The organism is Shimia sp. (assembly GCF_049116215.1).
In the GTDB taxonomy this organism is placed as follows: Bacteria; Pseudomonadota; Alphaproteobacteria; order Rhodobacterales; family Rhodobacteraceae; genus Shimia.
Map to the genome: position 1 here is coordinate 224,976 of NZ_JAGDZB010000005.1, position 20,387 is coordinate 245,362.

16 protein-coding genes are annotated in these 20,387 nt (G+C 59.8%); 11 read left to right on the top strand and 5 right to left on the bottom strand.

The genetic code is table 11. The annotated features are described in order from the left end of the window. Positions 1-4 precede the first annotated feature (4 nt). The 5 genes from mrdA to JXR15_RS15870 form a co-directional block, all read right to left on the bottom strand. Positions 5-1,948 (bottom strand): penicillin-binding protein 2, encoded by a 1,944-nt coding sequence (mrdA, locus tag JXR15_RS15850; protein ID WP_422054172.1) that lies wholly within the window; start codon positions 1,946-1,948, stop codon positions 5-7. Then, entirely contained in the window at positions 1,948-2,478 is a 531-nt protein-coding gene (locus JXR15_RS15855; protein WP_422054173.1) for a rod shape-determining protein MreD, read from the bottom strand. Before JXR15_RS15855 ends, mrdA begins: the two co-directional genes overlap by 1 nt. Next, positions 2,471-3,364: a rod shape-determining protein MreC gene (gene mreC, locus JXR15_RS15860; protein WP_422054174.1), complete on the bottom strand. Its 894-nt coding sequence runs from the start codon at positions 3,362-3,364 to the stop codon at positions 2,471-2,473. The genes JXR15_RS15855 and mreC overlap by 8 nt, the downstream gene beginning before the upstream one ends. 79 nt (positions 3,365-3,443) lie before the next feature. After that, entirely contained in the window at positions 3,444-4,484 is a 1,041-nt protein-coding gene (locus tag JXR15_RS15865) for a rod shape-determining protein (RefSeq protein ID WP_299418891.1), read from the bottom strand. A 165-nt stretch (positions 4,485-4,649) separates the two neighbouring features. Next, positions 4,650-5,288 carry a TorF family putative porin gene (locus tag JXR15_RS15870; RefSeq protein ID WP_422054175.1) on the bottom strand — a complete coding sequence of 213 codons (639 nt, stop codon included), beginning with the start codon at positions 5,286-5,288 and terminating at the stop codon, positions 4,650-4,652. Positions 5,289-5,493: 205 nt separating this feature from the next. On the opposite strand from JXR15_RS15870, the gene JXR15_RS15875 reads away from it, so the two are divergent. The 11 genes from JXR15_RS15875 to JXR15_RS15925 all read left to right on the top strand — a co-directional run bounded on the left by JXR15_RS15875 (position 5,494) and on the right by JXR15_RS15925 (position 20,387). Next, complete coding sequence (locus JXR15_RS15875; RefSeq protein WP_422054176.1) at positions 5,494-6,273, top strand: 23S rRNA (adenine(2030)-N(6))-methyltransferase RlmJ; 780 nt, start codon at positions 5,494-5,496, stop codon at positions 6,271-6,273. Between the two features lie 260 nt (positions 6,274-6,533). Continuing rightward, positions 6,534-8,054 (top strand): arylsulfatase, encoded by a 1,521-nt coding sequence (locus JXR15_RS15880; RefSeq protein WP_422054292.1) that lies wholly within the window; start codon positions 6,534-6,536, stop codon positions 8,052-8,054. Positions 8,055-8,145: 91 nt separating this feature from the next. After that, entirely contained in the window at positions 8,146-9,138 is a 993-nt protein-coding gene (locus JXR15_RS15885; protein ID WP_422054177.1) for an HAD family hydrolase, read from the top strand. After that, on the top strand, positions 9,138-10,133 hold the full coding sequence (locus JXR15_RS15890) for an AAA family ATPase (protein WP_422054178.1): 996 nt from the start codon (positions 9,138-9,140) through the stop codon (positions 10,131-10,133). Before JXR15_RS15885 ends, JXR15_RS15890 begins: the two co-directional genes overlap by 1 nt. 12 nt (positions 10,134-10,145) lie before the next feature. Next, a complete protein-coding gene (locus tag JXR15_RS15895) occupies positions 10,146-11,129 on the top strand; it encodes a DUF58 domain-containing protein (protein WP_422054179.1) in 984 nt (327 codons plus the stop codon). Beyond that, on the top strand, positions 11,126-11,611 hold the full coding sequence (locus tag JXR15_RS15900; RefSeq protein WP_422054180.1) for a DUF4381 domain-containing protein: 486 nt from the start codon (positions 11,126-11,128) through the stop codon (positions 11,609-11,611). Before JXR15_RS15895 ends, JXR15_RS15900 begins: the two co-directional genes overlap by 4 nt. After that, positions 11,604-12,587 carry a VWA domain-containing protein gene (locus JXR15_RS15905; RefSeq protein ID WP_422054181.1) on the top strand — a complete coding sequence of 328 codons (984 nt, stop codon included), beginning with the start codon at positions 11,604-11,606 and terminating at the stop codon, positions 12,585-12,587. Before JXR15_RS15900 ends, JXR15_RS15905 begins: the two co-directional genes overlap by 8 nt. After that, positions 12,584-14,155, top strand: coding sequence for a VWA domain-containing protein (locus JXR15_RS15910; protein ID WP_422054182.1), 1,572 nt, complete (start codon positions 12,584-12,586; stop codon positions 14,153-14,155). Before JXR15_RS15905 ends, JXR15_RS15910 begins: the two co-directional genes overlap by 4 nt. After that, the gene (locus JXR15_RS15915) at positions 14,152-15,432 is read left to right on the top strand and encodes a hypothetical protein (protein WP_422054183.1); all 1,281 of its coding nucleotides are present in this window, start codon (positions 14,152-14,154) and stop codon (positions 15,430-15,432) included. The genes JXR15_RS15910 and JXR15_RS15915 overlap by 4 nt, the downstream gene beginning before the upstream one ends. An 11-nt stretch (positions 15,433-15,443) precedes the next feature. Further along, positions 15,444-17,381 (top strand): multiheme c-type cytochrome, encoded by a 1,938-nt coding sequence (locus tag JXR15_RS15920; protein ID WP_422054184.1) that lies wholly within the window; start codon positions 15,444-15,446, stop codon positions 17,379-17,381. Between the two features lie 129 nt (positions 17,382-17,510). Continuing rightward, the gene (locus JXR15_RS15925; RefSeq protein WP_422054185.1) at positions 17,511-20,387 is read left to right on the top strand and encodes a monovalent cation/H+ antiporter subunit A; all 2,877 of its coding nucleotides are present in this window, start codon (positions 17,511-17,513) and stop codon (positions 20,385-20,387) included.

Consider the following 20,387-nt stretch of genomic DNA (forward strand, 5'->3'; position numbering starts at 1 on the left):
CGCCTCATGCCCGGTTGCGGCGCGTGATTTCGCGGCCTGGCACCAGTTTTTCCAGCTCTTCCTGCTGTTTTTCGATGCTGTTGCGGTCTTTGGTGGGGTAGGCCGACAGCGGCGGGGTGCCGCCGTAGAGCGCCTGAAGCGTGATGTCACGGCCAATGGGGGTGGCGGCCTTGGAGCCGCTGCCGTGTTCCACCACAACCGCCACAGCGATCTTTGGATTTTCAAAGGGCGCGTAGTTCACAAATAGGCCGTGGTCGCGGCGGTTCCACGGTAGGTCTTCGTTGCGGGTCACGCCGCGGGCGCGCTCGGCGGCAGTGATGTTGCGGACCTGAGAGGTGCCGGTTTTGCCCGCCATGCGGTACTCATCTTCGATGATGCGTTTGCTGTAGGCGGTGCCTCGACGGTGGTTGGAGACCGCATACATGCCGCGTTGCACCTCCGCGAGATGGGTAGGGCTGATGTCCAGGCGGGGGGCTTCAGCGATCGGCTGTTCCACGCCGTTGATGGATTTCACCAAGCGAGGCGGCACGGCTTTGCCAGTGGCCAGCCGCGCGGTCATAACCGCCAATTGCAGAGGCGAGGCGAGCACAAAGCCTTGGCCAATGGAAGCGTTGGCGGTGTCGCCGACCACCCAGTCTTCGCCGCGCACCGAAGACTTCCAGTCGCGTGATGGATTTAAGCCGCGCGCCACGCCGGAGAGTGGCAGGTTGAACTTCTCGCCAATGCCAAATTTGGCCGCGACTTCGGACATTTTGTCGATGCCAACCCGCAGCGCGATGTCGTAGAAATAGACGTCACAGCTTTCGCGGATGGCTTGTGCCAGGTTCATTTGGCCGTGGCCGCCGCGTTTCCAGCAGTGGAAGCGGCGATTGGAGATTTCCATGTGGCCGGGGCAATAGACCGTGTCGTCGTAGCCGACGATGCCCTCTTCGAGCGCCGCCAATGCGGTGATCATTTTGAAGGTGGACCCCGGGGGGTAGGTGCCCTGCACCGATTTGGCCGCGAGGGGGCGGTGGTCGTTGCTGGTCAAATCGCCATAGTCCGCAACCGAGATGCCTTCGACAAAAAGGTTGGGGTCGAACGTTGGGGCGGAGGCGACCGCCAGTAGGTCGCCGGTTTCGCAATCCATTACGACGGCGGCGGCGCTTTCTTCGCCCAAACGGGCTTGAGCATAAGATTGCAGCCCTTGGTCGATGGTCAGCTGAATGTCGTCGCCCTGTTCACCTTCGCGGCGGTCCAACTCGCGCATGATGCGGCCCACGGCGTTGACCTCGACACGTTTGGTGCCGGCCACGCCGCGCAGGTCATCTTCCATGCGGCCTTCAAGGCCCACTTTGCCAATCTGGAAGCGGGGAATGCGCAGCAGTTGGTCGGGGTTGTCGATTTTCGAGAGGTCGTAGTCGGAGACGGGACCGACATAACCCAGCACATGCGCCATGTCGCCACGCAGAGGATAATAGCGCGACAGGCCCACCTCAGGTGTGATGCCGGGCAGGGCGGGGGTGTTCACCGCCACGCGCGAAAGCTCGTCCCAGCTGACACGGTCGGCGATGGTGACGGGCAGGAAGGGGGGGGAGCGGCGCATCTCGGTGACGGCGCGGTCGAGCTCGTTGGGGTCCAGTTCCACCAAGGTTGCCAGTTTGTCGATCACGGCGTCGACGTCACCTGCGTCTTCGGGCACCAAAGTGACACGGTAAGACGGTTCGTTGCGGGCCAGCACAATGCCGTTGCGGTCAAAGATTTCGCCACGTGCAGGGGGGATCAGCCGGATGTTGATGCGGTTTTCTTCGGCCAGCAGGCGATATTGGTCCGCTTGGTCCAATTGCAGATGGCGCATGCGGAAGCCAAGGCCGGTCATAAAGGTCAGCATGGTGCCGCCGAGCAAGAGCGCACGGCGGGAGAGGCGACCGTGGACCTCGGTGACTTCGGTGGGGGTTTTGGCGCGCATCAGTTGGCCCCCAAGGCGTCGTGGGCCGTGGCGCGACGCACGCCAAACAGCAGGTGAGACAGAAAGACCACGCCGGGGTAGATGGCGATATTCATGATGGTTTGCATGAGCATCAAACCTAGCGACGGCAAGGGAAGCAGGAAAATGGTGCCAATCAGACGGTATCCCACGGTGATGGCCAGCATGATTACGGCGGCGGTGAGCCATTCGGTGGCAAACGTTGCGTCGCGCAGGCGGGTCGCGCGGCCGCGTTGGATTTCGCAGGCAAACACCATGATCGCGGCGGCTAGTCCCGGGGGACGCAACAGCAGGAAGTCGGCCAGCAGAAAGACGCCAGCAACCAGAAGCGGCGGGGTGTAGTCCGGTTGGCGCACAGCCCATGCCAGTGCCAGAACCACCATGAACTCCGGTCCAGCCCAACGGCGTGGTGTGGTTTCCAAAGGCAGAAGCTGTGCAAAGATCAAGAGCAGGCACAAAAGTGCAAAGACAAACCGCATCAACCACTTGTTGGATAGTGCTGCGTCAGCCATCGGTGGTCTCCGAGAAGGCTTCGGGGCTGTCCGGAGCGATCACAGTGCCTGGGCTGTCGAGGCGTTCTTGGCCATGATGGCGCAACACGCGCAGGAATTCGAGGCGCTCATAATCTGCAGCCAAACGGACACGCAGGCGGCCTGAGGGGTCCACGGCGACTTGGCCTATCAGCAGACCACCGGGAAAGACGCCGCCATCACCGGAGGTTACAACCCGGTCGCCGGGGCGCACGAGGTCTGGCGTCTCAAGGAAGTCCACGTGGGGCGCTACAGAGTTGTCGCCGACGATCAGAGCGGATTGGCCCGACGGCTGGATGCGGGCGGGAATGCGACTGGAGCTGTCGGTGAGCAGCATCACACGTGCGCTGGATTGGCCAACACCGGAAATACGGCCCACTAGCCCGATGCCGTCCATCGCAGCCCAGCCGTCAATGATGCCATCGCGCGCACCGATGTTGAGCAGCACGGATTGACGGAAAGGCGAGCCGCTGTCGGCCAAAACAACGCCGGTGACATAGGTCAGGCGTGGGTCCAGGCGCACATTGTTGAGGTCCAGCAGGCGGGCGTTTTCCTGTTCCAGCTGCAGCGCAGCTTCTTTCCAGGCTTTCATGTCCTGCAATTCACGACGTAGGTCGCGGTTCTGTTCCACAATGCGGGTGTAGCTTTGGAAGTTGCGCAGCATATTGACCGCGCCGGTGACGGGCGCCATCGCCCAGTCGAAGTTTGGCACCACAGTATCAGTGATTTGAGCGCGGAAGCGTTCGACGCGCGGGCTGTCGATACGCCAGATCAGAAAGACGCCCAGAAGCAGCAGGATCAGCACACCCAGAAGCAGCCGCCGCAGCGGTGCCGAGAAATCTTCGCTCTGGGTGCGATCTTTGGCCAAGGTGCCTCCGGATCAGAGATGGTGGGCGTTATGCTACACCGCCGAAAGGCTGACGCCAAACCGGCGCTGAGAGGCCGGGTTAGCTGTCGTAGTCAATCGCGTGGCGCAGTTGCTTTTCATACTCCAGCGCTTTGCCGGTTCCCATGGCCACACAGTTCAAGCTTTCGTCAGCAATCGAGACGGCGAGGCCGGTTTGCTCGCGCAGGGCCAAATCCAGTTCACCCAGCAGCGCGCCGCCGCCGGTGAGCATGACGCCGCGATCCACAATATCTGCCGCCAGATCCGGTGGAGTGGCTTCAAGTGCAGTCATTACTGCCTCGCAGATTTGCTGCACCGGTTCCGCCAGAGCTTCGGCAACTTGCGCCTGGGAGATTTCGGTTTCTTTTGGCACGCCGTTGAGAAGGTCACGGCCACGGATCATCATGGATGTACCTCGGCCGTCATCCGGCATACGGGCGGTGCCGATGGAGGTTTTGATGCGTTCTGCGGTCGCTTCCCCAACCAGCAGGTTTTGCTGGCGGCGCAGGTAGTTGATGACCGCTTCGTCCATGCGGTCACCGCCGACACGCACGGACCGTGCATAAACGATGTCGCCCAGCGACAGAACGGCCACCTCAGTGGTGCCGCCGCCAATGTCGACAACCATGTTGCCGGTTGGGTCGGTGATTGGCATGCCTGCGCCAATGGCGGCCGCAATCGGCTCGGCCACGAGGCCAGCGCGACGGGCGCCAGCAGAAAGCACAGATTGGCGAATCGCGCGTTTTTCAACCGGGGTGGCGCCATGAGGCACGCAGACAATGATCTTGGGCTTGGAAAAGGTGGAGCGTTTGTGCACCTTGCGGATGAAGTGTTTGATCATCTCTTCGGCGGTGTCAAAATCGGCAATCACACCGTCGCGCATGGGGCGGATGGCCTCGATGCTGCCAGGGGTACGGCCCAGCATCAGCTTGGCGTCTTCGCCCACGGCGAGCACTTTTTTCACGCCGTCTTTGACGTGATAGGCCACCACAGAAGGTTCGCTGAGAATAACACCTTTACCTTTTACGTAGACCAGCGTGTTCGCGGTCCCTAGGTCGATAGCCATGTCGGATGTAAACAGGCTGCCCAAATTTCCCAGCATAAGATTTCGTTCCCCCAAAAATTCTCAAAGTCCGCGACTCTCTCGAGTCCAAGCGGCCTTCTTATAGGAACTCGAAGGCTGTTGTGAAAGACCCGCAATAAAACAAAGGCGACATTCCGCCGCGTGGGGTGGCCAAAGCTTGGCCACCCGCAAAAATGTGCACTTTTAGAAGGCAAATTTTAACATACCGACAACCCCTTCGTCGTTGCCATCACGCCCATGGTAACGCATGTCAAAAGAGATGGTGTCGTTGAAGGCGTATTCTGCACCAACGTCCCAGTAATATTCGCTGGTTGCACCATCATCGGCACCGTAGCGTGCAGATGTTTTCCAGCGGTCGCCGATGTCATAGCCAACCTGCGCGTAGCGATTGTAGTTTTTGTTGGACCAATCGTAGGCAGCGTAGCCTTTGACATACATGGCATTGTCAAAGGTATAGGTCAGACCCACGGCGGCTTCGCTGCTGTCATAGCCGGAGTCGTCATAAGATTTGCGTACCAGACCAAGGTCATAGGCAAAGTTGGTGCCGACATTGGAGCGGTACCCTGTGTAGAGATCGTATTGCCATTTGTCGGCGGTGCCGAGGTCGACGTTGGAGCCCCATGCCCCAAAGTAGAACCCATTGTTTTCTACTTCGACCCAAGGCTGGATCGCAAAGCCGTCTGATTTGGAGACACCGGAGTCGATGTAGTCTGAGGTCATGTCCGCACCATATGACCAGCTCCAGCCCTGGGCGGCGGCGCCACTGGCAAAGGCAAAAGGAGCACAAAGCGCTGCGGCGCAAATAGGTGTGCGATAGTTCATGGGTCTTTCCTCTCATGCGTGAGTGGTGTTTTTATTTTTGCGAGACTTGTCTGTCTCGGGACGCATGTGGCAGCGGCTCACAGGGGTTTGAAGAGGGGCGCAAAAAGCCGCTCAGACTTGGGCAGGAAGTCGCAAAATCTTGTGGTTGTGATGCGCCGAAATCTGCCGTCTGGGCTTTGGCGCGCAGGCAGGCTATTGAAAGCGCATGCTGAGTTACCAACACATCTACCACGCCGGCAATCTGGCCGATGTTCAGAAACACGCGCTTTTGGCGGTGATGCTGGAATACATGGGACAGAAGTCCAAACCAATGAGCTATTTGGAGACCCATGCGGCGCGTGGCGTCTATCAGCTGGATGATGCCGCGGCGGTGAAAACCGGTGAGGCGGAAGCTGGTATCGCCAAGGTGGCGCAGTGGTTCGCGTCAGATCACCCCTACAAACGCGCGCTAACTGCTGTGCAGGCGCGGCATGGTGAGGTTGCGTATCCGGGCTCGCCCGCCATTGCGCAGGCGTTGTTGCGAACCGAAGACAGCATGCAGCTTTGTGAGTTGCATCCGCAAGAAGCAACCGCGCTGCGGCAAGCCATGCGGGGCAGCGGCGCCAAGGTGCATCAAAAAGACGGGTTTGAGACCGTTATGGGGATTTGTCCCCCCACACCACGGCGGGGCGTGCTGTTGATTGATCCAAGTTATGAGATCAAGAGCGACTACAGCACTTTGCCGGGGTGGATCGCCAATGTGCACCGCAAATGGAATGTCGGTGTGATTGCGCTTTGGTATCCGATCCTGCGCGACGGCACGCATAAAACAATGGTGCAAGCCTTGGAGGCAAAAGGTTTCCCCAAGGTCCTGCGGCATGAGGTGGAATTCCCCCCTGCAAAAGAAGGCCATCGTATGATAGGGTCCGGCATGTTCATCATAAACGCGCCTTATGGACTGCAAGCGGAGGCGCAGGACCTGACGACGAGGTTTGCCAGCCTCTGACCTCCGTTGACCCTGTGTCCCACGGCCAAATTTCGCATTCTCTAGGGTTGTGTTTCACATTGTGAAATCCACAAATTGTGGAGTGATTTCAATTGACAGTAGAGTGAAGGTTGCGCACATTTTTGGCGTGGCACCTGACGGTTTTTGTTTGCCAAGATTATTAGCCAAGATTTCTTTCAGGTGTGCTTATTTAAGGGAGTTTTGTTATGGGTCTGAACCCAAAGAAGGCTGTCGTGCGCCTTTCAGCGGTGGCCGCTGTAATGACGACAGTTGCGACCGCACTGACGGCGCAGGAAAAACCCAACATTCTTGTGATCTGGGGCGATGATATCGGGCAATCCAATATCTCAGCCTACACCATGGGAATGATGGGTTATCAAACGCCAAACATCGACCGTGTGGCCGAAGAGGGCATGATTTTCACCGACTATTACGGTGAGCAATCCTGTACCGCGGGCCGCTCGTCATTCATCACCGGCCAATCGGTGTTCCGCACAGGTCTGTCCAAAGTGGGCATGCCGGGCGCGCCTGAGGGCATGCAGGTGGAAGATCCAACCATTGCAGGTCTTTTGAAAGCGGAAGGCTATGTCACCGGCCAGTTCGGGAAAAACCACCTGGGTGACCGCGATGAGATGCTGCCAACCAACCATGGTTTTGATGAGTTCTTTGGCAACCTCTACCACTTGAACGCGGAAGAAGAGCCAGAGAACGAGGACTATCCTCAGGATCCGGAATTCCGCGAGCGGTTTGGTCCACGTGGTGTGATCAAGTCGTCGGCAGATGGCACAATCGAAGATACCGGCCCACTGACCAAAAAGCGCATGGAGACCGTGGATGAGGAAACCGTTGCGGCGGCAATTGACTTCATCAAGCGCTCCAACGAGCAGGGTCAGCCGTTCTTTGTTTGGTGGAGCGGCACGCGGATGCACTTCCGCACCCACGTCAAAGACGAGATGCGCCTGAAAGCGGATGAGATCGCTGGCAAACATATGGATGAGTACCAGGCAGGCATGATCGAGCATGACATGCATGTTGGGCAGCTTCTGGATGTTCTGGACGAGCTAGGTATCTCAGACAACACCATCGTGCACTACTCCACCGACAACGGCCCGCATATGAACAGCTGGCCGGATGCGGCGATGACACCCTTCCGCGGTGAGAAAAACACCAACTGGGAAGGCGGCTGGCGTGTGCCGTCCATGGTGCGTTGGCCGGGCAACATTGAAGCCGGGTCGATCTCCAATGAGATCATGCACCACATGGATTGGCTGCCAACCTATCTGGCGGTTGCCGGGAATGCGGACATCAAGGAAAATCTGAAAGCCGGTGGTGTCCAGGCGATTGGTCGTGAATACAAAGTGCATCTGGATGGCTACAACTTCCTGCCTTACTTGAAGGGTGAGTCTGAAGAGGCGCCGCGTCGGGAGATTTTCTACTTCTCCGATGACGGTGATCTGACCGCGTTGCGTTACAACGACTGGAAGGTGATCTTCCTGGAGCACCGCTATCCGCAGACCCTGCGGGCCTGGGCGGAGCCTTGGACAGAACTGCGTATCCCGCTGTTGTTCAACCTGCGTCGTGACCCTTATGAGCGCTCCAACATCACCTCCAACACCTATTGGGATTGGTATCTGGACCGCGTCTACCTGCTGTTGCCAGCGGCTGGCTATGTGGGTGAGTTCCTTGCAACATTTGAGGAATTCCCGCCACGTCAGAAGCCGGGCAGCTTCACCATTGGCGATGCCAAGGACAAGATCTTCAGCCAGATCGGCTCCAAGTAAGATCCTGTCAGAGAAAACCCCTTCCGGCCTACAGTGGTCGGGAGGGATATATTTGATCTGGGGTGTTCCCCGATGCATTTTGGATGGTCCTATGACTTTGTTGACTTCGTTTAAAACAACTTGTTTGTCTTTGGCTCTGGTAGGCGTTGCCGGGGTTGGTTTGGCCGATCCGTTGCCGTCTTGGCAGGGGGCATCCAAAGACCGGATCATTGCGTTTGTTGAGGCGGTATCTGAGGTTGGTGGGGCGGACTATGTGACGCCTGCAGACCGGATTGCGGTGTTTGACAACGATGGCACGCTTTGGGCCGAGCAGCCGATGTACTTCCAACTGTTTTTTGCGCTTGATCGCGTGGCTAAGATTGGCGCGGATGACCCATCGAAGCTGACCAGCGATGTATTGAAAGCGGCGGCTGCGGGCGACATGGATGGTGTTTTGGCTGGTGGCAAAGAGGGGCTGATCGAGATTTTGGCGCTGTCCCATGCCAACCAGAGCCTAGATGATTTTTCTGCAGATGTGGCGGCGTGGGTGTCGGAGGCAAAGCATCCGACCACGGGGCTGGGCTATGATGAGATGACCTACCAGCCGATGGTCGAGCTGTTGCGCTATCTGCGGGATGAAGAGTTTAAAACCTATATCGTGTCCGGTGGGGGGATCGATTTCATGCGGGTGTTTGCGGAGGATGTTTATGGCATCCCGCCGGAGCAGACTATTGGATCGTCACTGACGTCTACCTATGAGGTGGTCGACGATGTGCCGACGATCATCAAGAATGACACGTTATTCTTCAATGATGACAAGGCGGGAAAGCCTGTGGCCATCAATCACCACATCGGCAAACGGCCGATTATGGCTGTGGGCAACTCGGACGGCGACTTTGAGATGCTGGAATACACTACGGCGGGCGAGGGCGCGCGTTTGGGGGTGTATATCCATCACACCGATGGCGAGCGAGAATGGGCTTATGATCGGGAAGGGCACATTGGGGTGCTCAATCGTGGATTGGATGAGGCCGAGGATCGCGGCTGGGTTCTGGTGGACATGAAGAACGAGTGGACGCGGATTTTCACTGGCGAGGCGGAGTGATGGCGGCACTGGACGAGATCAATGCGCTGCGCGACCGTATGGGCGAGAGCATCATTGGCCAACGCGATGTGATTGACCGCTTGCTGATTGGGCTTTTGGCCAATGGCAACCTGCTGCTTGAAGGGCTGCCGGGCTTGGCGAAAACACGTGCAGTTAAGGCTTTGGCGAAGAACCTTGAGTGTGACTATTCACGTATTCAGTTCACGCCAGACTTATTGCCTGCGGATGTGACTGGCACAGAGATGTATGTGCAAGGCGCGGCGGATGGGGAACAATTCCGGTTCCAGCCGGGGCCGATTTTTGCCAACGTCGTGCTGGCGGATGAGATCAACCGGGCCCCAGCCAAAGTGCAGGCGGCCTTGTTGGAGGCGATGGAAGAGCGGCAGGTGACGGTGGCCGGGACCACGCACCAGATGGAGCCGCTGTTCATGGTGCTGGCGACACAGAACCCGGTGGAGCAGGAGGGGACTTATCCGCTGCCAGAGGCGCAGATGGACCGGTTTCTGATGCATGTGAACATCCTTTATCCGCCGCTTGAGGACGAGATCGAAGTGATCCGGTTGGTGCGCGGCGAAGAACAGGCGCAATTGCAGGAGCAGGCAGCGGAGAAGGCGGCAAAAGCGCCGCGTGAGCCGATTTCGCAAGACGTGGTGTTCCAAGCGCGGCGCGAGATCGCCGGTCTGCATTGTGCCGAAGCGATGGAGGTCTATATGGCCACGATTGTGCAAGCCACGCGCACGCCTGAGGATTTTGGCGAGAACCTGGCCAAGTGGATTGAACTGGGGGGCAGCCCGCGGGCGTCATTGGCGCTGGATCGGTGCGCGCGGGCGCATGCCTGGATGAAGGGGCGCGACTATGTCGATCCGGAGGACATTCAGGCGATTGCGCCGGATGTGCTGCGCCATCGGTTGGCGCTGAGCTATGAGGCGCAGGGCAGCGGCGTGTCTGCGGATGACGTTGTGGCCGAGCTGCTGACCTTAGTGGCGGTGCCGTAAGCGGAGGACGCCATGCGAAACCGTGCAGCTTTGTCTCGTGCCGGGGTGGCCCCGGATCGGTCTCCGTCTGAGGTCGTTGATGACCCGCGCATTCGCGTGAGCTTGCAAGGGCTGCGGTCTTTGGAGGCGGCGGCGCTGGCAATTTCCTTTTTGCCAAAACAGCCTGCGCGGTCGGCGTTGCAGGGGCGGCATCGGTCGCGCATTCGCGGGCGCGGTCTGGATTTTGAAGAGTTGCGGGATTACTTGCCGGGGGATGATGTGCGCGCGATTGACTGGAAGGTCACGGCGCGGGCGGGATCACCCTATGTGCGGGTTTACACCGAGGAGCGGGATCGTCCGACATTGATTGTGGTCGATCAGCGCATGTCAATGTTTTACGGCACGGTGCACAATACCAAAGCGGTGACGGCGGCGGAATGCGCGGCGATTGTGGCGCATCGGGTGGCCAAACAGGGTGACCGCGTGGGCGGTGTGGTGTTTGGGGATAGTGACATAGACGAGCTGCGTCCGGGACGAGGACGGGCGGCGGTGACGCGGTTTTTGACCTCTTTGGAGGCGGCCAATCATCGGCTCACAGCGGATGCGCCGAAAGTGACCCCGATGCCGTTTAACGATGTGCTGGCAGCGGTGGCACGGCTCGCGACGCGGGATCATCTGGTGAACCTGATCAGTGATTTTGATGCCTGTGACGACGAGACCGAGCGACGGCTTGGCGCAATTGCGCTGCACAACGATGTGGTGCTTGGATTGGTGGGTGACCCCAGCGCAGACGTGGTGCCAGAAACTGGCGAGGTGACGGCCTCGGATGGGCAGAAACAGACCCTTTTGGATTTTAGGGCGGAAGAAGTCCGTGCGGGCTTGGCGCGAGTGACCGGATCACGGCGGGATCAGGTGGCCGAGTGGCAAAAGCGGATGCGCTTGTCGGTGCTTCCGTTGACCACGGCTGAGGATACGCTCACGCAGGTGGTGCGGTTGTTGGGGGGGCGGGTGCGATGAGCGAAGAAGCCACCGCAGCCGTGGACAACGACAGCCTTGTCGGGCTGATCAATCAGCTTGCCGAAGTGCCGGACCCGGCACCGGTGTCGATGGTGCCGCAAACGGCCGGTTGGTTGGTGGTGGCAGGGATTGTCGTGGCTGTTGCTGCGTGGCGCGGCTGGCGGATGTGGCAGCGCTATCGAGCCAATGCCTATCGGCGCGCTGCGTCGAAGGCTTTGGAGCGGGCCGCAGACGATCCGGCGGCTGTTTCGGGCATTTTGAAGCGCGCGGCAATGGTGGCCTACGGGCGGCGGCGTGTGGCTGGGTTGAGCGGTCAGGCCTGGGTGGCGTTTTTGGCAGAGACTGGCGAGGGGCAGTTTCAGGATACGGCCTTGGTGAGTGCCGCCTATCAGAGCGGTCCGGCAGAGGCTGATCCGCAGTTGCTGGCGGCGGCACGCGCGTGGGTTACATCGCATAAGCCACCGGAGGTCGCGGATGTTTGAGCTGAGCCATCCTTGGCTGCTGTTGCTGCTGCCTTTGCCGCTGATTTGGCGGCGGGTGGTGCCACCGTTTCGCCAACGCCAAGATGCGCTGCGGGTGCCGTTTTTTGACCAGATCGCTGAGGCCGCTGGGCTGACCGTGCAGGACGGCGCGGCGATTGTTGCGCACAAGCTGCGGGCGCTGATTGGCGGCGGGATCATGTGGGTGCTGCTGGTGTTGGCCTTGGCAGGACCTGTGCGGCTGGGACCACCGCAGGAGATCACCAAGGCGACACGGGATGTGATCCTGGCAATTGATATTTCCGGCAGCATGGATACGCGCGATTTTCCTGGTGAGGACGGCAAGCCGGTGCAGCGTCTGGCGGCGGTGCAAGAGGTGGTTGAGGCTTTTCTGGCGGATCGGTCTGGCGACCGTGTGGCGCTGATTGTGTTTGGCACACGGGCCTATGTGCAAGCGCCGTTGACCGAAGATCTGGATACGGTGCGGGCGTTGTTGGCGCAAACCGAGGTGGGCATGGCGGGGCCACACACGGCGCTGGGTGACTCGATTGGCTTGGCGATCAACACGTTTGAGGCCAGCGAGATTGAGGAACGGCTGTTGATCTTGCTGTCTGATGGCAATGACACGGCGAGCCGGATGAGCCCGGTGAATGCCGCCGAGATTGCGCGGGACAAAGGCGTGCGCATGTTTGCGATCGGCGTCGGGGACCCGGAGGCCAGCGGTGAGGACCGGCTGGACATGGACTTGCTGAGCAACTTGGCGCAACGCACTGGGGGGGATGCGTTTTTTGCCGCCGATGAAGCAGCGTTGGACAGCATCTACGATGAGATTGATGCGCTGAACCCGCAGGAGGTCGACACATTGATTTGGCGACCGCAACAGGACTTGGCGCATTGGCCGTTGATGGCAGCGCTGGCGATTGGGTTGATCTTGTTGATGTCGCTTTGGTTGCGGGATCACGGGAGGGCGCGGGCATGACAGTGGACCTGTCGCTGTTCCTTGAGGCGTTTCATTTTTTGCGGCCTTGGTTACTTTTGTTGGCCTTGCCGGTGGCGGTGACCTGGTGGCGGTTGCGCCAGCGGCGGGGCGCAACGGGTGGCAACGATGGCTGGCTTGCACCGCATCTGGCAGAGGCGTTGACCGTTTCTGGGAGTCCTGCAGGGCGGGTTCAGCCGATTGATGTAATCTCATTGGTGCTTTTAATGTTGGTGGCGGCTGTGGCTGGTCCAAGCTGGACCCGTGCACCGACGCCCTTTGCGGCCCAGACCGCACCGCTGGTGGTGGTGATGCAGGTCACGTCATCGATGGAACAAACCGACGTGGCGCCGGAACGGCTGGCGCGGGCGCGGCAGAAGACTATGGATTTGCTTGCCTTGCGCAGCGGCGCGCGCACGGCGTTGGTGGCCTTCGCGGGGACCGCACATGTTGTGGTGCCGATGAGCGAGGACCCCGGGGTGATGCAGCCTTATCTGGAAGGGCTGACAACGGCGGTGATGCCGATTGAAGGACAGGACATTCAGGCTGGATTTACCAAGGCGCAGGCGTTGTTGGCGCGGGAAGGCGCGCCGGGCGGTGTTGTTTTTGTGGTTGATGAGCTATCCACCAGTGCAGCGGCGGAATTGAAGGAGGCTTGGGGTAAGGCTGGGGCTGATGAGGAGGGGACTGCGGCTTCTACCACCGTTGCCTCGATGAGTTTTTTGTTCATGCTGCCAGAGGGCACGGACCTGCCACAGGTGCCGGACGGCGCGTCGGCAACGCGGGTGACTCCGGACAATGGGGATGTGGCGGAGGTCGAGCGCACGCTGGCCTCGGCCTATCGGCGGGCGCAGTTGGAAGATGAGGCGCAGCCGTGGGAGGATCGCGGCGCGTGGTTGGCCTGGCCGGCGTTGGTGCTGTTGCTGCTGTGGTTTCGCCGTGGGATGGCGGTGCGTTGGGCGGGGCAGGCAGCTTTGGTGTTTTTGCTTTTGCAGCCGGGGCAGGCGCAAGCAGAGGGGTGGCGCGATTGGTTTTTGACGCCGGATCAGCAGGGATGGCGGGCCTTTGAACAAAAGGACTACGCGGAGGCTGCGGAGGCGTTTGAAGACCCGCATTTGCGCGGCGTGGCGCTCTATCGCAGTGGTCAGTATGAGACGGCAGCGCAGGAGATGGCGCGGCTGGACACGGCGGAGGCGGCGTTTTTGCAGGCCATGGCACATCTGAAGTCGCGCGGCTATCGCGATGGTGTCCGGGCGTTTGAGCGGGCTTTGGAGATTGATCCCGAACACAAGGCTGCGCAGCAGAACCTGCCGATTTCCAAAGCCATTGTGGCGTATGTCGAGACCACGCGGGAGCAATCGGACACAGGTGAGGACACCGGTATTGGCGCCGATGATGTGGTGTTTGACAATGAAAGCGGGCGCGGGGAAGACACGCAAATCGAGGTGCCGCAGGACGATGCACCGGCGCATTTGTCTACCGAGCAGTGGATGCGCACGGTGGACACACGCACGGAGGATTTTCTGAAACAGCGGTTCAGGCTGGAAGCGGCACGGGGGGAGCAGCCATGAGGTGGTGTGTTGTCTTTTTCCTGTGGCTGGCGAGTGTTACGGCGGTGTGGGCGCAGGATGTGGAGCCCAAGCTTGAGGTGACGTTTGAGGAAAGCGAGACCGTGCCCGGGCAGCCGCTGACGCTGCGGCTGACGGTGTTGGTGCCAACTTTCATGCCGGATCCGCCGGTGTGGCCGGATTTTGAGACGCCGAACCTGATGGTGCGGCTGCCGTCCAAGGCGAGCTCGCCGACCAGCAAGAGCATTGGCGGGGAGACATGGTCCGGGATTTCGCGACGCTATCAAATCACTCCGGTGGTGCCGGGCACGTTTGAGATACCGGCAGGGGATGTGAAAGTGCGGTATCGCGCGCTTGAGGGCAGTGATGTGCTGGAAGCAACATTGCCGGTGCCTGCGCAGACGGTAACAGGAGTTGTGCCGGAGGGCGCGGAAGGGATGGACCCGTTTATTGCGGCGGAGACGCTGACCCTGACACAGACCGTTGAGGGAGACACTACGGGGCTGGGCGCCGGTGCGAGCTTTACGCGCGTGCTTGAGGTGAAGATCGAAGGTGTGTCGCCGATGTTCTTGTCGCCAGTGATGCCGGAGGAGGGATTTGCGGGGCTGCGCGCGTATCCAGAAAGTCCGGTGGCCGAAGAGACCGAAAACCGTGGTGTGGTGAGTGGCTCGCGTGTGGAGAAGACGGTTTATGTTGTGGAAGGCGGCGTGGAAGGCGCGCTGCCTGAGGTGCGTTTGCAGTGGTTCAATCTGAAGACTGGCAAAGTGGAAGAGGCCACGGCGGCGGCGATTGACGTGCAGGCGGATGCACCGGTTTTGGCGCCCAATGCTCAGCCGCTGAATGTTGACAAGATCGTGCGGTGGGGCGCGGCTTTGGTGGCTTTATTACTGGTTGTATGGGCTTTTGTGCGCTGGGGCTTGCCGCTTCTGCACCAGTCTTGGGACGGAGCGCAGGCGCGGCGGCTGCAGAGTGCAGAATATGCCTACAGCCTGCTGAAACAGGCGACGCAGAAACGGGATTTGAGTGCGGCCAAACCGGCCTATTTACGCTGGTCGCAGAAGGTGCCGCTTGCCCGACACGAGACCGAGATAGATATTGAAGACGCGTTTTTGCAGATTGGCGCGGCGCGGTTTGGCAACGGCAGTGCAACCGAGGAAGCGCAGGCTTGGAGGCATCTCAAAACACTCTGCCATAGAAAACACCGCGAAACCCGCTATCGTCGCGACACGAAGACTCCGGATTTGCCACCGCTTAATCCGGTCTCCACGCATCAGAACTGAAAGACAGCTGTATGACATTCAAGATTTTTTTCGGCATGGCCCTAGCGTGCTTGATGCTGGGTTCCGCCGGAGATGCGCAGACGCCGCATGGTGCAGGTGTGCCGGATTATGTGGGGTCAGATGCCTGTCGGGACTGTCATACAGAGGCCTATGACGCGTGGAAAACCTCGCACCATGGCGAAGCTTGGCGGATGCCGGGGGAAGACAGTTTTGTCGGGGCTTTTGAGGGGGAAAGCTTTGAGCATGACGGCATGCGCGCGACGTTTGACAGAGATGGCGATGCCTATGTGGTGACAGTGCGCGAAAAGGATGGCGTGGCAGCGACTTATGAGATGCATTCTGTGGGTGGGGTGCATCCGCTTGAACATCCGATCCTGTCGACTGGCAAGGGGCGGCTGCAGAGTTTCGACGTTGTCTGGGATGTGGAGCAGCAGCGGTGGTACCACCTTTATCCAGATCAGGATTTGCCGCCTGAAGATGCGTTTCACTGGACCGGTGTTTACAAGAACTGGAACAGTCGCTGTGCCGAGTGTCATGCGACCGGGTTTGAGAAGAATTACGATTTTCAGACCAAACGTTACGCCAGCCAGCAGGTTGAGATCGGCGTTGGCTGTGAGGCCTGCCATGGGCCGGGGGCGGCGCATTTGACCATTGTCGAGGGGGCAAAGCCGGAGAGCTTTTCTGTGGCGCTGGACGATTGGGGCTTTACGTCGACGATGTCAGAGCCTGCGACGGCGATGGAACAATGCGCGGGCTGTCACGCCAGACGCGAGGGCTTTGGAAACGGCAATCCGCTGCCCGGAGAGGCCTTTGCCGACAACTACAACCTCGCGATGCTGCGGCCCGGTTTGTATCACGCGGATGGGCAGATCTTGGATGAGGTTTATGTTTACGGGTCGTTCCTGCAGTCCAAGATGTCCCAGAAAGGGGTGACCTGCGCCAATTGCCATGAGCCGCATTCGGCGGAGGTCGTGGCGGAAGGCAACGCGGTGTGCACGCAATGCCACTCGCCAGCAGGCAATCCTGAGTTTGAGAGCTTGCGGCAAGCGGACTACGAGGATGTGGCGCATACCAACCACCCTGACGGCACCGAGGCGGCGCAATGTGTGAGCTGCCATATGGTGGACAAAGTCTACATGGGCACTGATCCGCGCCGCGATCACAGCTTTCGCGTGCCGCGTCCCGATTTGAGCGACGCGCTGGACAGTCCCAATGCCTGTACCACCTGTCATGACGACCAAAGCAATGAGTGGGCCGCAGACAAAGTGCGCGCGTGGTTCCCTGATGGGCGATGGCAGGAACCGCATTACGGCGAGGTCCTGGCGAAGGGGCGCGCCAATCCCCGCGGTGCCGCGGGGGAGTTGATTGGGCTGGCGCAGGATGAGGCGCAGCCAAACTTAGTGCGGGCGACGGCGTTGTGGCTGTTGGGGCCGGGGGCGACGTCTTTGAATTTGGAAGAGCTGGCCGCGTTTTTGCAAAATGAGGACCCGCAAATTCGTGTTGGCGCTTTGAATGCCTTGCGCGCGCGGGCGGTGGTGGCCACGGCGCCGTATTTGCTGAAAGGGCTGAACGACGACGTGCGGGCAGTGCGTCTGGCGGCGGCGCGCGCGATCATGAGCCAGCGGCCAGATCGCTTGCCGGACAGCCTGCGGGCGGCGTTGGGGCAAGCTTACCGCGAGTTTGGCAACGTGATGCAGAACCAGATGGATTTTGCCGAGGCGCATCTGCAAGTTGCGGGCTACTCGATGGTGTCGGGCAATCTACCGTCGGCCATTGCAGCTTTGTCTGAGGCGGTGCGGCTCAACCCGCAGAACCCGCAAGCGTGGAGCAGTCTGATCCGCATGACGGCGCAGGTCGAAGGGCGGCGGGCTGCGCAAAAGCGCATGCGGCAGGCGCTGGCCTACAATCCGGATGATCCGGATTTGCGGCAGTTGGCGGAGCAATTCTGAGCCCGTCTGCGGCATCTGCGCACAAACCGCGAAAAACACGGAGTTTTTCTAAGGTATTTTGGGTAGACGCCGGTTGTTTTAGGATAGGCGGATGCTTATCAGTCTGGGGCAACGAACAGGAGGGCGCCGATGAACGACGGCAGTATTCTGGCTTTTATCGCCATTTTACCATTTCTTGGCGCTTTGGTGCCGGGGATTATGATCCGTGCCGGGCGCAACGCCTGCGCATCCTTCACCGCCGTCCCAACACTCTTGGCGTTGGTGTTGCTGGGCACGCAGGTGCCAGCGGTGATGCGCGGCGAAGTTGTCAGCACCACAATTGATTGGCTGCCGCAGCTGGGACTATCGGCGAGCTTTTTTCTGGACGGATTGGGGCTCTTGTTTGCAGGCATGATCCTTGGGGTTGGTCTGCTGATCATCCTGTACGCACGGTTTTACCTTTCTGGCGATGACCCGATGGGGCAGTTCTACACCTACCTGCTGCTGTTTCAGGGCGCGATGCTGGGCATTGTTTTGTCCGACAACATCCTGCTTTTGCTGATTTTCTGGGAGCTGACCAGCCTGTCGTCTTTCCTGTTGATTGGCTATTGGAAGCATCTGCCGGAAGGTCGTCAAGGCGCGCGGATGGCGCTGACCGTGACCGGCGCGGGTGGATTGGCGATGATTGGCGGGATGCTGATCCTTGGCAACATCGTCGGCAGCTACAACCTGACCGACATTCTGGCGCAAGGTGAACTGATCAAGGCCAGCGAGTGGTATATGCCCGCTCTGATCCTGATCCTGGTTGGCGCATTCACGAAATCGGCGCAGTTCCCGTTCCACTTCTGGCTGCCACATGCGATGGCCGCGCCGACCCCTGTTTCTGCCTATCTGCACTCCGCCACCATGGTGAAAGCGGGCGTGTTCCTGATGGCGCGGATGTGGCCTGTTCTGGCTGGCACCGACCCTTGGTTTTATATCGTGGCGACCACCGGCTTGATCACGATGGTGCTCGGCGCGGTGATTGCGCTGTTCAAAGATGATCTCAAAGGCTTGTTGGCGTTTTCGACCGTGAGCCATTTGGGCCTGCTGACCATGTTGTTGGGCTTTGGCACCAAAGCGGCGGCGATTGCGGCGGTGTTCCACATCATCAACCACCTGACCTTTAAAGCGGCGTTGTTTATGACCGCCGGGATTGTAGACCACGAGGCGCACACGCGCGACGTCAAACGGCTGGGTGGCTTGGCGAAACTGATGCCGATCACGGCGATCATCGGGACGATCACAGCGCTGTCGATGGCGGGCACCATTCCGCTGAATGGCTTTATCTCCAAAGAGATGATGCTTGAAGAAGCGGCCCATACGGTTTGGTACAACAACCCATGGATTGTGCCGGTTCTAGCAACTTTGGGCGCCTGTTTCTCCGTGGCCTATTCCTTCCGGTTTATCTTCCACGTGTTTGGTGGACCGGTGCGCGACGATTATCCGTCCACGCCACATGATCCGCCGTTTGGGCTCTATGCCGCGCCTGCGTTGTTGACTGTTCTGGTGGTGGTCATTGGCGCTATGCCGTTTTTGGCGGAACCGCTGGTGACAGTTGCTGCGAACGCGGTGACCGGCTTGGACACACATCCGCATTTGAAGCTGTGGCACGGGGTGACACCGGCGCTGTGGATGTCTGTGATTGCCTTTGTGGTGGGTGGCGTTCTCTTGGCTGTGCACGGCAAGCTGGACGCGATTTGGCTGCGGGCACGTCGGCCTGAAGCGAAAGCGATCTTTGATGCGATCATGGACAGCTGCGTGGCCTTGGCCAAAGCCTTTGCCCGTGGCACCCATAATGGCGTGATGAGCCGCTATCTGGCGCTTTTGGTTGTCGCCGCTGTTGGGGTGGGCGCGCATGCCTATTTCACCGGTGGTATCAGCGCACCAACGCGGGAGATCTTGCCGGTGCCGCCATTGGTCTGGGTAGGCTGGTTGTCGTTGCTGGTGGCCACATGGCTGGTGGTGAGCCAGCACCGCAATCGCTTCCGTTCCTTGGTATTTATCTCGATCATCGGACTCGTGATTTCGGGTGGGTTCGTCTATCTCTCCGCGCCGGACCTCGCGCTGACGCAGATTTCGGTTGAGACTGTGACCATCATGCTGTTGCTTTTGGCGCTCTACTTCCTGCCAAAGGACACGCCAGCGGAAAGCAGCAACGGCAAGCGACTGCGCGATGCGGTGGTGGCGATTGCGGGCGGTGGCGCTGTGGCGGCTTTGGCGATGGCCTTCCTGACGCGTGATGTGGACAGCATTTCGGCCTATCACCTCGCCAATTCCTACAAAGGCGGCGGCGGCACCAATGTGGTGAACGTGATCCTCGTGGATTTCCGGGGCTATGATACCTATGGCGAGATCATCGTGCTTGGCATTGCAGGTCTGACGATCTTTGCGCTGATGGACGCGCTGTTGCGGGGGCCCGCGGCGAAACGTTTGCGGGATCGGGCGTTTTCGCCGGATCGCTCACGCGACCGTCACCCGCTGATGATGGTAGTGGCGACCCGGGCCATGCTGCCAATGGCGGTGATGGTCGGCCTCTACATCTTCCTGCGCGGTCACAACCAACCGGGCGGCGGTTTTGTCGCTGGGCTGGTGATCTCCATTGCCTTGCTGATGCAGTACATGGCCTCGGGCTTTGCCTGGGCGCAGTTGCGGCAGCGGATCGAGTACCACTCGATGATTGGCTGGGGCGTCATCATCGCCGGGTTGACCGGTGTGGGTGCGTGGTTGGCGGGCAAACCGTTCCTGACCAGCGCCTACGGCTATCTGCATTTCCCACCCATCGAAGAGTTTGAGTGGGCCACGGCGATGGCGTTTGACTTGGGCGTGTTCCTGGCGGTGTTGGGCGCGGTGATGCTGATGCTTTACAGCCTGTCGCGGATTGCACGGTTTGCCGGGGAAACCATCAACGTGACCCCTATGGATCACGACCCGTCCGAGGCGCCAGAGGATGGCGCGGACGAGCAAGAACAGAAGGAGGGCCAATGA